The organism is Pseudomonas idahonensis, from assembly GCF_037903935.1.
Classification (GTDB): Bacteria; Pseudomonadota; Gammaproteobacteria; order Pseudomonadales; family Pseudomonadaceae; genus Aquipseudomonas; species Aquipseudomonas danubii.
This window is the reverse complement of record NZ_CP149586.1, coordinates 2,305,250-2,319,647: the sequence shown is the minus strand read 5'-3', so window position 1 is coordinate 2,319,647 and position 14,398 is coordinate 2,305,250. Positions and strand designations below refer to the sequence as shown.

At 57.9% G+C, this 14,398-nt stretch carries 12 protein-coding genes, 1 tRNA gene and 1 pseudogene; 8 read left to right on the top strand and 6 right to left on the bottom strand.

All coding sequences use genetic code 11. The features are described from left to right. Positions 1–108 precede the first annotated feature (108 nt). Complete coding sequence (locus WIN67_RS10635) at positions 109–306, top strand: hypothetical protein (RefSeq protein ID WP_011060362.1); 198 nt, start codon at positions 109–111, stop codon at positions 304–306. A 6-nt stretch (positions 307–312) separates the two neighbouring features. Here the strand turns inward: WIN67_RS10635 and WIN67_RS10630 are convergent, their stop codons facing one another. Continuing rightward, entirely contained in the window at positions 313–546 is a 234-nt protein-coding gene (locus tag WIN67_RS10630) for a hypothetical protein (RefSeq protein WP_102863689.1), read from the bottom strand. A 270-nt stretch (positions 547–816) separates the two neighbouring features. On the opposite strand from WIN67_RS10630, the gene WIN67_RS10625 reads away from it, so the two are divergent. The 3 genes from WIN67_RS10625 to WIN67_RS10615 all read left to right on the top strand — a co-directional run bounded on the left by WIN67_RS10625 (position 817) and on the right by WIN67_RS10615 (position 3,325). Continuing rightward, a tRNA-Asn gene (locus WIN67_RS10625) sits at positions 817–892 on the top strand. A 598-nt stretch (positions 893–1,490) separates the two neighbouring features. Continuing rightward, complete coding sequence (locus tag WIN67_RS10620) at positions 1,491–2,648, top strand: MFS transporter (RefSeq protein ID WP_265074446.1); 1,158 nt, start codon at positions 1,491–1,493, stop codon at positions 2,646–2,648. Between the two features lie 95 nt (positions 2,649–2,743). Next, positions 2,744–3,325 (top strand): SH3 domain-containing protein, encoded by a 582-nt coding sequence (locus tag WIN67_RS10615; protein WP_339071196.1) that lies wholly within the window; start codon positions 2,744–2,746, stop codon positions 3,323–3,325. A gap of 62 nt (positions 3,326–3,387) precedes the next feature. Here the strand turns inward: WIN67_RS10615 and WIN67_RS10610 are convergent, their stop codons facing one another. The 5 genes from WIN67_RS10610 to WIN67_RS10590 all read right to left on the bottom strand — a co-directional run bounded on the left by WIN67_RS10610 (position 3,388) and on the right by WIN67_RS10590 (position 10,001). After that, positions 3,388–4,929: a nucleobase:cation symporter-2 family protein gene (locus tag WIN67_RS10610; protein ID WP_102863693.1), complete on the bottom strand. Its 1,542-nt coding sequence runs from the start codon at positions 4,927–4,929 to the stop codon at positions 3,388–3,390. A 319-nt stretch (positions 4,930–5,248) separates the two neighbouring features. Continuing rightward, on the bottom strand, positions 5,249–6,070 hold the full coding sequence (locus WIN67_RS10605; protein ID WP_170002237.1) for a hypothetical protein: 822 nt from the start codon (positions 6,068–6,070) through the stop codon (positions 5,249–5,251). 117 nt (positions 6,071–6,187) lie between these two features. Beyond that, positions 6,188–7,012 (bottom strand): arylamine N-acetyltransferase family protein, encoded by an 825-nt coding sequence (locus WIN67_RS10600; RefSeq protein WP_102882519.1) that lies wholly within the window; start codon positions 7,010–7,012, stop codon positions 6,188–6,190. Between the two features lie 372 nt (positions 7,013–7,384). After that, entirely contained in the window at positions 7,385–8,956 is a 1,572-nt protein-coding gene (locus tag WIN67_RS10595; protein WP_102863697.1) for a sensor domain-containing diguanylate cyclase, read from the bottom strand. A 184-nt stretch (positions 8,957–9,140) separates the two neighbouring features. Then, positions 9,141–10,001: a LysR family transcriptional regulator gene (locus WIN67_RS10590; protein ID WP_102882520.1), complete on the bottom strand. Its 861-nt coding sequence runs from the start codon at positions 9,999–10,001 to the stop codon at positions 9,141–9,143. Between the two features lie 99 nt (positions 10,002–10,100). On the opposite strand from WIN67_RS10590, the gene WIN67_RS10585 reads away from it, so the two are divergent. The 4 genes and pseudogenes from WIN67_RS10585 to WIN67_RS10570 all read left to right on the top strand — a co-directional run bounded on the left by WIN67_RS10585 (position 10,101) and on the right by WIN67_RS10570 (position 14,231). Then, positions 10,101–10,751 carry an FMN-dependent NADH-azoreductase gene (locus WIN67_RS10585; protein ID WP_102882521.1) on the top strand — a complete coding sequence of 217 codons (651 nt, stop codon included), beginning with the start codon at positions 10,101–10,103 and terminating at the stop codon, positions 10,749–10,751. Between the two features lie 275 nt (positions 10,752–11,026). After that, positions 11,027–11,508: pseudogene (locus WIN67_RS10580) on the top strand (ABC transporter permease); the annotation flags it as partial. 107 nt (positions 11,509–11,615) lie between these two features. Then, positions 11,616–12,215, top strand: coding sequence for a hypothetical protein (locus WIN67_RS10575; RefSeq protein WP_339071195.1), 600 nt, complete (start codon positions 11,616–11,618; stop codon positions 12,213–12,215). A 981-nt stretch (positions 12,216–13,196) separates the two neighbouring features. Next, positions 13,197–14,231, top strand: a complete 1,035-nt coding sequence (locus WIN67_RS10570) for a YiiX/YebB-like N1pC/P60 family cysteine hydrolase (RefSeq protein WP_339071194.1) — start codon at positions 13,197–13,199, stop codon at positions 14,229–14,231. Positions 14,232–14,398: the final 167 nt, after the last annotated feature.

Sequence of the window (14,398 nt, the reverse complement as noted above, 5' to 3'; positions counted from 1 at the left end):
GGGAAGCCAGGGTGCTTCCCCTTTTTTGTGCGCGCTCAGCTAATACCCAGTCCAGCCCCTGCATCCTCTAGACTGAGGCCACGCCTCCCTTGCCGATCGAGAATCCAGATGAAAAACGATGACCTGCGGGCCGACCGCGACGAACTGGAGCACTACTTGCCCCGCTCGCAGAAACGCGAAAAGAGCCTGGTACTGCAAATCGCCCTCGGCGTGTTCCTCGGTGGTCTGGCCCTGTGGCTGGTGCAACTGGCAGCCACATCGCTGATGGCCAAGCTGATGCTGGGCACCCTGACCTTCGGCGGCTGAACCGACTCAACCCGCCAGTTCACGCATTCGCTGACTGGCGGCATCATCAAAGGCCACGTACAACGCCTCAGCGACCTGGCTCTTGATGGCCTTGGCACTCTCCAGCCCCAGGACAAAACCTTCGGCCTTGCCCGCCGCGCGGTTCAGATCCGCCGCTGCCGCTGCCTGGGTAATGGCATCCCACAACTTGTCGGCCTGAGGCCCGACTCCCTTGGGCAGGTTGATCTGCTCGATGCTCATGACAGCACCTCGCATCGCGATGCAAAAAAATGAGTGGGAACCTGGGATAAATCGAAGCGCATCATAAAAACGTACCTTTGCGGCTTGAGGCCGGCAGCGCGTGAAACCACTTCCGGGGAGCCATGGTAGCCCCTATCGGATCACGTACAGGCTCGCTAGCCGATAAAACCCTTGAAGTAATGTCAGCAGATCATTCAGAACCTCGCTGCACTGAAAAAAACATTCACAGCTTGTTGACTTCCCTTTCTGAATCAGTAAGATACGGCGCATTCCGCGATAGCTCAGTTGGTAGAGCAAGTGACTGTTAATCACTGGGTCCCTGGTTCGAGTCCAGGTCGTGGAGCCATATTCCTACACTGATTTGCCTCAAACCCAACAAGAGCGCCCTGCTCTTTTGGCAAATCAGCAGAAAAAACCACTATCAGTTTCATGATCCGCATGTCAGCCAGACATGCGGATAAAGTGCTTTGCGAGCCGAATGGCTCAGGCAAAGGTCTGGTTGCCTTGCCGCAATGGCCTGACGTAGGCTGTGCGCTTATTTTTCCGGCCAGTCAGACAACGATGTTCCTGCCAGCACAGTCCCCGTGCCTCTCCCCCTCGATGAGCCCTTCGGCAACCCTGGCCGTTGCCCAGCATGATTGCGCGATCAACCGTCGCCGCCGCAGCGTCCTGTTCGCCTTCACCTTCTCCCCGCACCAAGGCAGTCGCTAACCGCGATTGAGCCTGGCACCGCCCCGCCACCTTTGGCGCCGATGCAGAGGCTGGCTCGCCAGCGAAGACGTCTCGAAGTGCAACGCACCATTCAATGACCGCTTCGCCAGCAGCCGGCCCCTACGCCGAGGGCACAGGCCCGGCTCTCGCCCGTATCTTGGCGGATGCTGTCACGCGGCGTCCGCAACATCTCCATTTTTCAGCGCCTGACGCTTCAGGCGCGAGTCTTGATCATGAACAAAGCCTTGTTAGCTGCCTTGATCCTGGGCATTTCCATTGTCGGCCTGAGCATCGGCTCCACAGTGCCGATCCTTGCCCTGCGCCTGTACCAGGCCGGCGCGTCGAACAATCAGATTGGCATCATGTCAGCCTTGCCTGCGGCGGGCATGATGCTTTCGGCATTCCTGGTCAATGCCTTGTGCCAGCGCCTGACCCGGCGCCAGATCTATCTGCTGTGTTTCAGCCTCTGCGCCCTGAGCGTGGCAGCCCTGGAACTGCCGGACGCCAGCCTCTTCAGCCTGGGATTGGCCCGGGTCGCCATGGGGCTTGGGGCCGGGCTGATCATCATTCTCGGGGAAACCTGGGTCAATGAAATGGCCGAAGACGCCAGCCGTGGCCGCTTGGTGGCGGTCTACACCACCTGCTTCACCTTTTTCCAACTGCTGGGCCCTGGCCTGGTATCACTGCTGGGCACCGAGGGGCCGCTCGTACTCACCATTGTCAGCCTCGGTTATGCCGTGGCGATCGCCGTGGTCTGGCTGACTCTGCCCCAGGAAGACTCCCCAAGTCCTCACGAGGAAAGCCGGACCTTCTCGGTGCTGGGCTTTATCCGCATCGCCCCGGCGTTGTGTGTGGGCATATTGTTCTTCGCCTTCTTCGACAGCGTCGTGCTGTCGCTGTTTCCGGTGTACGCGGCCACTCATGGCTACAGCATCAAACTGGCGGCACTGATGGTGACCATCATTCTCCTGGGAGATACGGCGTTCCAGTTCCCCCTGGGCTGGCTCTCGGACAAGCTGGGGCGCCCGGGGATCTACCTCGGCTGCGGCATCATCGCTCTGCTGATAGGTCTGTGCCTGCCACTGTTGATGCAATCCCCCGGTCTGCTCTGGCCGAGCCTGGTCATCCTCGGCGCGGCGGCGGGCGGCATCTACACCCTGGCGATCGTGCTGATCGGGCAATCCTTCAGCGGAGCGGATCTGGTGACCGCCAATGCCAGCGCCGGTCTGCTCTGGGGCATCGGCAGCCTGCTGGGGCCACTGCTTAGTGGCGCCGCCATGAGCGGCGGCAGCTATGGCTTACCCCTGACCCTGTCGGCGGCCGCCGCCGTGGTGGTGGTAATGGCTCTGTCCCTGGTGCGCCAGGGGCAGTTCAGCAAGGTCACGGAGTAACTCACGCTTCACAAAGAGGCGGCCTGGAAACATTCACAGGCCGCCTCTTTGTCATTACCATCGCGCCATCCAAATCCCCTGATGAAAACTGTGCAATGAACCAACCTCTGCGCCTCCTGTCCCTGTGGGGGCTGCTGTCTCTGTTACCGCTACAGGCCCTGGCCGCCTCCACGGTGGATTGCGCCACCCTGAGCGACAACGCTTCCCTGGAAGCCGGCGAGTACCGGCCGCCCCTGGAAGCCAAGGTCATAGGCCAAGGACGGTTGCACTTTCACAGTGGGCCGAATGCCGCCTGCGTGAACCAGAAGCTCTATGTGATTCCGGGCGACGGCCTGACCGTGTACGCCTCCAGCGACAGCGGCTGGGCCCAAGTCATGTACATCGCCAAAAACGGTGAGGACTACAGTGGCTGGGTCGAGGAAAAACGCCTGCAACTGGGCGGTCACTACGGCGGCCCACAGCTGCCGGCCGAGGTCACGGCCTTTATCCAGCGTCACGAAGATTGCCAGCACTTTGCCGGCGAGGAGGCGTATGACGAGGAGCGTCGGGCCGAATTGGAAAAAGCCGTTAACGACGTCTGTATCGGCCATGATCGCCAGCTCGCAACCTTGCGCGGGCAGTACAAGGACAACCCCGAGGCCTTGCAAGCCCTGGAGCCCTTGGACAACCTCGAATAATGACTCACCCATAAAAAACGGCGCCTTCAGGGCGCCGTTTTTTAATGTCGCAATGATTGCACTCAGTGCGTGGTTTGCGCACTGCCTCGAGCATGGCTCGGTGCCGAGCCGTCCCCAAGCGGATTCGACGACTGTCCCGAAACCTCAGCTACCAGCGGCACTTCATTGCCTTCGGCATCGTGCAGCTTGCCACCGCTGAAGTAGTCCCCCTCACGCAGTACGGCAATGTCTTGGAAACGCAGGCTGCGCTCGGTGCCAGCGACGAACACCGACTGCTGGTCCGAGTTGCCTGCGGTGAAATGGTTGAACGCCAGGTTCAGCAGGATCGCCATGATCGCCGACGAGCTGATGCCCGAGTGGAAGATCGTCGCAAACCAGCTGGGGAAGTGGTCGTAGAAGCTCGGCGCAGCGATCGGGATCATGCCGAAGCCGATGGAGGTCGCGACGATGATCAGGTTCATGTTGTTGCGGTAGTCGACCTTGGACAGGGTACGAATGCCACTGGCCGCCACGGTGCCAAACAGCACGATACCGGCACCGCCCAGCACCGAGGTGGGCACCGCCGCAATCACCCGCCCCATGAAGGGCAGCAAGCCGAGGACTACCAGAAACACGCCGCCGGTAGCCACTACAAAACGGCTCTTGATCCCGGTGACTGCCACCAGCCCGACGTTCTGGGCAAAAGCACTCTGAGTGAAGGAACCGAAGATCGGCGCGATCATGCTCGACAGCATATCGGCACGCAGCCCATCCCCCAGGCGCTTGGAGTCGACCTTAGTGTGGATGATTTCACCCACCGCGAGGATGTCCGCCGAGGTTTCCACCAGGGTCACCATGACCACGATGCACATCGACAGGATCGCTGCGACATGGAAAGTCGGCATCCCGAAGTGGAACGGCGTGGGCAGGCCAAACATCGGCCCCTGAGTGACACCGGAAAAATCCGCCATGCCCAGGAACACCGCGATCACCGTACCGATGACCATGGCAAGGAGAATCGACAGCCGGGAAATCGCCGCGCTGCCGATCTTGCTCAATAGCAGCACCAGCACCAGGGTGAGGGCCGCCAGACCGATGTTCGACATGCTGCCAAAATCCGCCGCCCGGCTGTTACCGCCCATGGCCCAGCGCGCCGCCACAGGCATCAGCGTCAAGCCGATGGTGGTGATGACAATGCCGGTGACCAGCGGGGGAAAGAACTTGGTAATGCGAGAGAACACCGGCGTAATCAGCAGGCCGATCAGCGAAGCTGCAATCACCGCCCCCAGAATTGACTGGAAGCCGCCCTCGCCGCTGCTGGTGACAATCGCCACCATGGTCGATACGCCCGCAAAGGACACCCCTTGAACCAACGGCAGCTTGCAGCCGAAAAACGGCACGCCGAGCGTTTGCAGCAAGGTTGCCAGCCCCCCTGCAAACAACGAAGCGGCGATCAGCAGGCCGATCTCCGCTGGCGACAGACCGGCCGCCTGGCCGACGATCAGTGGCACCGCAACGATACCGCCATACATGGTCAGAACGTGTTGCAGGCCATAAGCCATATTCGCGGCAATACCCAAATTTTCATCTTCGGGACGTTGCTGTGAAACCTGGGGCGTATTCATGGTGTGGGGTTCCCTGTTTTTGTTATGCGCACACTGTATGCAACAACAAAGACAACTGTCCATAGGATTGTATACAGTTTATCGGTCAATCTTCGGGCACTTCCCCCTGCTGATTCACCGATAAAAAGCCCCGCCCAGGTCGTACGGATCACCCTTTTCCAGCCTGAATGGCCGCCCCAGAGCCACCGCCCCACATCGGGCCGGCAGGACCTGTGCAGCAAGCCGACATCCTTGGCCCCAACCCCACCCGCTGAAACACAACGCAAAAAAAGGCCGATCCATTGGCTGGATCGGCCCTTGCTGCACACAAAAAGACCAATCAGTTGGCCGGTACGCGGATCTTGTACACATTGGGGGCGACACGAATCCACTGATCGCTGACCAGCGGATAGACCCGGGTCCGCGCCGACAAACGCAACAGCTGCGAGTTGATGTTGGCCAGGGTCTTCACGTTGCCGTCACGCTGATAGCTGAGCATGTTGTCGCGCACATTGATGATGGTGTTCCAGGTGTCCTTGTTATTGATGATGTACTGGGCATTGGTTTCGAATTGCTCACCCGGATCATCATTGCGGCCGTTCGGACCGAGAAACAGGTTCCAGGGCATCCAGGTGTAGAAGCCATGAAAGGTGTCCCAACCCAGGGGCCGTGGCGGCACGCCCGCATTGGCCCGCACCACGCCCCGACCGATCTCCTCGAGCAACGTCTTGGCCTGGTCATAATCCGCCGCCACCGGCGCAGTGACGTTGACTCGATTATCCTGGCCATAGCTGAGGAAACGTGCGCCAAAGCCGTCCCAGAAACCCTTCAGCTCCTTCAAGTGCCCACGCTGCACCACGGACATGTAGAAATCCCGCAATTGGTTGTAGGCAATGATGTGGTGTCGACTCACCGGCACCGTGAACGCCGGCCCGACTCCGGACGTCTTGAGATCGGCACTGTAGTTGTCGGACGGTGGATAGGGCGACCCGGCCCGAGCGTCCATGCTCAGGTTGTAGTTGCCGTCGGGGTTGGGGACCGCGAAGCTGCTGGTGGAACACAGGCTGACCACTGCCAGCAGCGCAGCGAACAGCCCCTGCCTGAAACGCCTCAGCGGTGTTGCGGTACTGCCGGACACCGTGGATCGATGTATTTTCTGCATGATTCTCTCCATAGAAAATTGCCGGTTTGCCGGTGGATTCTATGGAGCGCCAGCTTGGGATTTTAATCGGGAAGTGCTTCCGTATTCGGCTCCCGCTCCCGGTGCGACAGGTGGTGATCAGGCCTCCAGCAAGCGCTCGAGCACTCTCGACAACTCGGGATGCTCCGGCAGACGCAAGGCAAACTCGTCCTGCAACAACTGCATCAGCTCCCCCGCATTAGTGATCTGCCGCCGCTCGCTGGGCTGCCCCACGCGATGCAAAGCGTAGCTGCCGTTGTTCAGGGTTCGGCGCACCCCCGGCCCTATCAGCGCCACCTTCAACTGACCGAGGAAAGGCGAGTCACGGTGAGTCGAGACGTACCAGTTGCCCATTTCGTAGTCCACATCGCCCTGTATCTGCAGATCAAAGACGTACAGGGCCCGCCACTCATCCATGACCTTGGCGCGCAGGGTGTAGCTACCGTCTCGCTCGGTAATGCGATAGGGCTCGTGGGGTGTTGCCTGTTCTGCTTCGGTATCGAGCAGCAAGGGCGCAGTGGGCACCATGCCGCCGAAGCCGACATCGGCGATGTAGCGCTGCCCGTCTAGGTGCAACAGCGTCAACCTGTGACTGCGCGCGGTGAGCGCATCCTCCGGCCCTCCCATGACCACCCGCCCGGTAATGCCACGCGCCTCATAGCCCAGATGCTGCAACAGCACCAGGAACGTCTGATTGAGTTCATAGCAATAGCCACCGCGCCCCTCTTGCAGAATCTTGCGTTCCACCGTGCCCAGGTCGATGGGCACCGGCAGGCGCAACAAGGTAGAAAGGCTTTCGAAGGCAAACTCGCAGACATGTCGCCATTGCAGTTCTCGCAGGGTTTCCAGGGTCGGCGGTGGCGCGCTGTGGTAACCCAGTCGGCGCAAATAGAGGTCAATGTTCATCAGGTGCGGCTGGCTCATGCACAAATCCTTGAAATGAGTGTCGCGCAGGGCTCCGGAGACTCTTGTGCCGATCCGCTTGTTCAGCACCGGTCCCTGCCAGGTCAACGATAGGTATAAGCCAGAAACGGGGCATTCCAACAATCGATTCGGCTGATATTTTTTATCGCATTGGCCCGGGATTGGCTCTTGCCAAGAGCTGACGGTGATTCTGTAGTAGCCACCGCCCTAGCGGCCTCGCCCAGGCGCGGCGAGCGTCCTGCCTGTGGCTCAAAAATCATTCGGCACGGGCCTTCTACCGGGCCCAGGGATATGACGCCGCAGGCACCACCCCCTATGAGCTTGGTGGCAATACCTACGCCAATCAGATCTTCTGCAAAGCCTGACAATGACTCAACGGTCGGAGCGCTGCAGCAGATCCTCAGCGCTCTCCACCGCCAGGGCCATCACCCGATTGCGCCCCGTGGCCTTGGCCTGATACAGCGCTGCATCCGCCCGTTCAATGAAGACTTCGATGCTGTCGCGCCCCGTAGGAACGAAGGAGTAACAGCCCAGACTGATGGTCACGCGTCCCACTGGAGAACCGGAATGGCTGATGTTGCGCTCCATGACGCTCTGGCGAATCTGCTCGGCCATGGCCAGGGCACCGTGGATATCGGTATCGGGCAGCAGCACCGCGAACTCTTCCCCGCCATAACGCACGGCCAGGTCGGTCTTGCGATGACAACACCCTTTCAGGGCCTGGGCCACCTCTGCCAGACAATGATCGCCGGCCACATGGCCGTAGGTATCGTTGTAACGCTTGAAGTAATCGATGTCGGCAATGATCAGGCTCAGCGGCGTGCTCTGCCGCGCCCCGCGACCGAACTCGATCTCCAGGGAGCGCTCGAACAGCCGCCGATTGCCCAAACCGGTCAGGCTGTCATGGGTGGCAATCACCTCCAACGCCTCCTGGGCCTTGCGCAGATCGGTTTCGATCCGCTCGTTGTTACGCACCTGGCTCACAAACACCCAGCCGAACAGTCCCACTCCCAGCAGCACCAGGGCGACGATGGCCGTGGATTGATAGGCCGAGGCGTACCAGCCCTTGAGAATCGAGTCCTTGGAGTTGGCCGCCGCCACCACCAGCGGATACGCCTGCAACTGGCGATAGCCATACAAGCGCGTCACCCCATCCACGATCGAGGTGATCATGGCGTTGCCGGAGGTGGCCTCAGGCAGGTACTTGCTGAAAATCTCGCCACGGGACAGGGAGGCCCCCACTTGCCGCTCCTCGAATGGCCGCCGCGCGATCAGGGTGCCATCGGACAGGGCGAGAAACATCACGCCCTGCTCATCGATATTGAAGCTTTTGAAGAATTGATCGAAGTAAGCCAGCTTGATGCCGGCCATCAGCACGCCCTGGAAGTTCCCGTTCTGGTCATTGATCCGCCGCGAAATGGGAATGATCCACTCGCCGTTGGCGCGACTGCGAATCGCCGGACTGATATGGGCCTGCAGCGAAGCGTTCTGCTGGTGGAACCTGAAGTAGTCACGATCTGCCACGTCCTTGCCATGAGGCGAATCGTTAAAGGAACTGACCACCCACTGGCCTTGCTTGTCATAGAGAAACACTCCGCTGAGTTGCACCAGGGCCTGTACCCGCCGAGCAAAGATCTGTTGCAGGCGCAGCCGTTGCACGGGCCCCTCGCCGATGGCCTGGATCCACTCGGACAGGCTCATCAGCACCAGGTCGGCCTCCATGAAAGTGTCCTCCGCCTGCTGGGCAATGGCCCGAGTCAGGTTGGTGGAGTTGACCTCTGCCTGTGCCAGGTCATGGCGCCAGGACTGCTCTAGCTGGAGGTAAAGCAAACCGCACAGGCACAGGAACACCGTGGCGATAAAGGCCACCGCGGCCTTGAGCAGCGGCAAGCGTTTCAAGGTGCCACCCGGGGCGTGTTGAGCGTCGTAAATGGGGACAGGCAAAAGGGGCGTCCTGACGGGAAAAGCCTGAACTACGCGGCAGATCCCTGGTTGTTTTCGAGACCGGTTCACTGACCAGCATCCTGTAAAACATCGGCTCCATGGCGTTCAAACACAGGCCAGGGGCCGCTCGCAACCGCATCCGATCTAGCCCCTTGCAGGGGTTATCGGCCGCAGAGGACGATGCCTAAAGCGCGGATCGTCGGCTGGAACAATATTCGACGATGACCTGAGTCAGTGTCGCCACAACGGCTGGGTCCGCGTCGGACGCAGTAAACAGCCGGAACTGAGCCTGAGGCAACTCCGGCAAACCGTATTCCGCACCCAGTGCACACAGCCCTGCTCCCAACTGACTGACCGCCATGGGCGCCACGGCGAAGCCCGACAGCACTGCGGCACGCAAGGCCCCGTTGCTGCTGCAGAGCATGGCCGTACGCTGGGCGATGCCGGCTTTGGCCAACCGCCCCAGGGCCACCGCCCGATAAGGACAAGGCTCAGGAAACAGCGCCAGGGGCAAAGGCTCGGGCAAGGGTGCCACTGATTGTGGCAGCCCGGCCCAGACCAGGGGTTCGGACCAGAGCAACTGGCCTGGCGCTGCTGTTTCGCACAAGGACCCCACCACCAGTTGCAAACTGCCCTGAGCCAGAAGATCCAGGAGGGTACCGGGGATGCTCACCTGCACATCGAGCTGGATACCCGGGAACTGCCCGGCAAAATCCAGAAGCGCACGCAACAGACGGGGCTCGGCAAAATCCTCCGCCAATCCGATCCCCACCCGCCCATGGAACGGCACCCGGGTCAACTCGGTCCAGGCGTCGCGATTCAACGCCAGAATGGCTCGGGCGTAGGCCATCAGCCGCTCGCCATCGGCTGTCAGTTGCTGTGAGCGGGTGGTGCGTTGCAGCAACGGCTTGCCGACCTGCTGTTCCAGGCGCCGCAGATGGCCGCTGACCGCCGACTGGGTCAAATGCAGTTTTTGTGCTGCACGACTGAACCCCTGTTCATCGACAACAGCGACAAAGGTACGGAGCAGCAAGGCATCGAACATATTTCACATCGCCATTAATAAGCCTTAGATAGACAATTTATATTTACAAATAAGCTATGTTGCAATAGCGGTCATCCCTGTCCACCAAGAGATTCGTTCATGACCCGGCTCCTGCACATCCAATGCTCGCCTCGCTTACGTCGCTCCGCCTCCCTGGAAATCGCCCGCAGTTTTATCCAGCGCTATCAACAACAGGTTCCCGACACTCAAGTCAGCACCCTGGACCTTTGGAGCCTGGAACTGCCGGAGCTCGATCAGACTGCAATGGACGCCAAGTACGCCCGACTCGGTGGCCAGCCGTTGAACGCTGGCGAACAAAGCGCCTGGGACCGACTCCAGGAACTCGCCGCGCCCCTGCATCAGGCCGACCTGTTGGTGCTCTCCGTGCCGCTGTGGAATTTCAGCATTCCCTACAAGCTCAAGCATTTCATTGACCTGGTATCGCACCAGGGAATCCTCTTCAGCTTCGACCCCGAGCACGGGCTGCAGGGCCTGTTGCGCGAAAAAACAGCGGTGGTGAGCTACGCCCGCGGGCTGGATTTTTCAGCCCAGTCGAACACTCCGGCCCAAGCGTTCGATTTCCAGAAACCCTACATCGAGGCCTGGCTGAACTTCATCGGCATTGCCGACCAGCACTCGCTGGTGGTGGAGAAAACCATTCTCGGGCCAGACATCGACCAGGCCTCCCGGCAAGCGACAGCGCGCCAGGCACACGGCCTGGCCGAGCAACTGGCAGCGCGCCGCCCCTAGTACTCGAAAAAGACCGGTGGAGCGACTGACAGTTTCCGCCGGTCTGCAACCTTCCACAGTTCCCCAGGCGAAACTCCCACCGCCTCGCCACCTTTTATCAACAGACCTGCACTGATCGGCACGAATCATCAAAAAGCTCACAAAAACGCCGTCGGTCCATGCATTTTTGGTCTATACACAACTCATAAGAATCTTCGATGCAAACCACCGTCCCGCTCCTCGGTACTTTCAGGTCGTGCGTATGGCGGTGTTGGAAGTTGATCACCAAGGAGTGGATGTTGATTGGGGGTAACACGCTTAACCGTTTCACGTTCATACGCTGGCGCCATCGGGAACTGCTATTGGCGCTGATCGAGCGTGAAATCACAGGCCGCTATCGCGGATCGATCGCCGGTCTGCTCTGGTCCTTCCTCAACCCCCTGCTCATGCTGCTGGTATACACCTTCGTTTTCAGCGTGGTGTTCAAAGTGCGCTGGGACACCGGCAGCGACTCGAAAAGCCAATTCGCCTTGCTGGTATTCACCGGCATGATGGTCTTCAACCTGTTTTCAGAATGCATCAGCCGTGCTCCGGGCCTGATCCCGAGCAACGCCAACTACGTGAAGAAAGTCGTGTTCCCCCGGACCTCCTGCCCGGCGTGATACTCGGGGCCGTGCTGTTCCATACCCTGGTGAGTTTCATCGTCTGGCTGATCTTTCATCTACTGGTCTTCGGCCTGCCACCGTTCACCACCTTGCTGTTTCCCCTGGTACTGCTGGGGCGTCGTCCCCGATATCAGCCTATGGCTGGGCCAACTGGTGGGTGCCAGCACTGTGGCTTTTCTCGGACATGCGTGGTTCGAGAAGAACCGCCAGGGGTTTGCCGATGTGCTCTGATCCTGTGATCAAGACCCTGGGCCTGGGCAAGTGCTATCAGATCTACGACCAGCCTCGGGATCGCTTGCTGCAATTGCTGCTACCTCGCGGTAAACAGCGCTATCGCGAGTTCTGGACATTGAAAGAGGTCTCACTGGAGATTCGCAAGGGCGAAGCCCTGGGCCTGCCGGTGGTCAGCACCGACTTTGGCGAAATGAGTGTTCGCCGTCATACACCGGGAGTTTTTCTCAGCGATACCGCCGCGGACATTCCCCAAGTGATGCGCCAAGCCCTGGCGTTCAGCGAGCCACTGGCGAATACCCTGCAGTTCCGCGAGGCCAACTCTTGGACGAAACGTTTCGAGGTGGCCCATGCCGACCCGAGCAACCAACGTCGAAGCCATTCCGGCGCCTGCAGCCGCTCACGCCCGTTGTTCGTCGAATGGCATAAACATCGAGGCATGATCCGTTTCTATGGCAAGTTCTTTCGTGATGATTATCCGAAGGTTCTTTCCTGGTGCATTTGCGCGGGGGTATGGCTGAGGTTCGGCGCAATGGTGGGGTACTACTCTGCGGTGCGGTTGAGGCAGATAATCGGCGTAACTCGATGACTCACCAATCGTCCCCCGTCCATCCCGGGGACAAACAAATTGCCCCTGCGCTTTCCTGATAAACTCCGCGCTATCAGATCTTTTGTTCACGATGCGAAGAAGCTTGCTTCATTTGCCGCCGTAACGTCTCAAAGCAGAACCTCATGTCCTTGAACAACGAAACCTCCCTACAGCAAAGCTTTTCCCGTCGTTTCTCAGTGGCGCCGATGATGGATTGGAACGCCTAACTCTAGCGCTTACATAAACCGTGACCTGCAGCGTACCCGAGAATAGCTGGTACCACTTTCGTACCATACCATTTGTCACACTTCATAGCGCTTCCCGCCTAACTGCTTTCAAACCGCCGCGCAACTCGCATAAAAGTGTTGACTCATGACAACTTCAGGGTCTGGCTGGCGATAAGCCGACTGAACCTGGGCAAGCTCCACTAGCCGGGCATTCGTTATGACTCTGAAATGGAGCTGGATACTGAGTAGCTTCGAGCCTTGGTGCTGGATCTGCCGTACCAACGTGCAGACTTTGCCAGCTCGATCACCTTGTTTTAACGGTTGCCATTATCCCATTGATTTAACACCACAAATTACCTGTTCTGCCAAAATCGGCACCATGGTATCTGCTCCCACGCTTTACCATCTAACACCTGAACAACTGCGCGCATTGGCAACGCAGTTGATGCTGAGTGTCCAGACGCTCGACGACCAAGTCGACACGTTGGGGAACGGGCAGCGGCTATCATGAGTTTGATCCAGCCTACGCGGGTGAATGGGCACAATCCGTAAGCCTATTTGAAGGACGTACTTCCATGCCAGCCTACGTAGCAGGTTATTGAAATCGATCAGTTGCTGCCGCATAAGTGGCAACCTGCTACATTAGATAAAACGTGAAATTTGGACGTTTAGGGAAGATAAAGTCGCAAGGCGTTAGTTAGCATTTAAAATCTTAATGCCTTACAACCATAGTATTCAAGGAGCCTAATTAAAAATGAAAAAATACATTCTGAAACCTCAACTCCTCCAACCTGGTGATATTGTTTGCACTAGAGAAAACAACCGTACCAGTAAGTTTATTCGAAACGCACTGACCTGTGAGTACTCCCACGTTCTGCTGTGCGTCGGGCCTTCGTCTTGCATCCACGCAGATGGCGAAGGGGTCCACTCCGTGAATATTCAGCGTATGCTAGCAAATAACGCACTTGACTTTATGGTATTAAGACCGAAACTTGAACGAGCGTTAACCTTAGAGCAGACCAGTAAAATTTGTAGTTATGCACGGTCAAAAATCGGCACTGAGTATTCCAAGATAGACGCAACCAAATCTGGTGTAGCTCGTAAAGTAAGAAAAAAAATTAAAGGCCTGCAATCGAAATATCAGTTTTGCTCCCGGCTCGTTGCGGAGGCGTACGAATACGGTGGCGTGTCTTTCTTCACTCCAGCTAGCGTGTGTACCCCCCCGGATATATTCGAAAGCGATTTCTTTTTTGCGCTTGAAGATGTCGCCAGAGAAGCGTCACCAGAAGAAATTAAATTTGCATCCGATGTAAGTTGGGATCCCATCAATAAGCAAACAAACATTACAAATAAAATTTTCCAGGATGCTCGGGAGATTACAGGCAGCAATATCCAGACCTTTCAGGATCTGTTTTTAGCAGCGATCAATACTCCAGAGGTCGATGATCAACTTGCGACGGCTATCTTGAACTCAGGTTACTTGACGATTTGGGCCGACGATGTTTTGAAAAACCCCTGGCGTTATTTTAAGGCCGATTTCGAAATCGTCTCTAATCTTGGCGCTGGGGGCATAGACCTAGCCTTGCGAGAGTCGTCTATGGCAAAAAAAGACTACAAGCGCTTTGAAGAGATGCGAATGTCCTTAGTCAAAGATCACAAATTAACCCCGAGACAGTCGTTAAAGCAGCATATCGTCCTTTACCAGCTCTTGATTTCGCTGGCACGACAGAGGATTGAGCTGTTCGAGTGGGTACTGACCAGGGAACGTCTTCGTGATTCAACAAGTTAAGTTAGTGATTGACCTTGTTACACGACGACAAACTTCTGCCTTTCTGCGATTAGGGTATTTTATCTAACCATGCAAGACCTGTAGAGCGGACGCTTACGAATTGCGCACTAAAAAGCCCTCAGAGATGGGCTTTTTAGTAATCGATAGTTTTTGAAACTATTAAAATT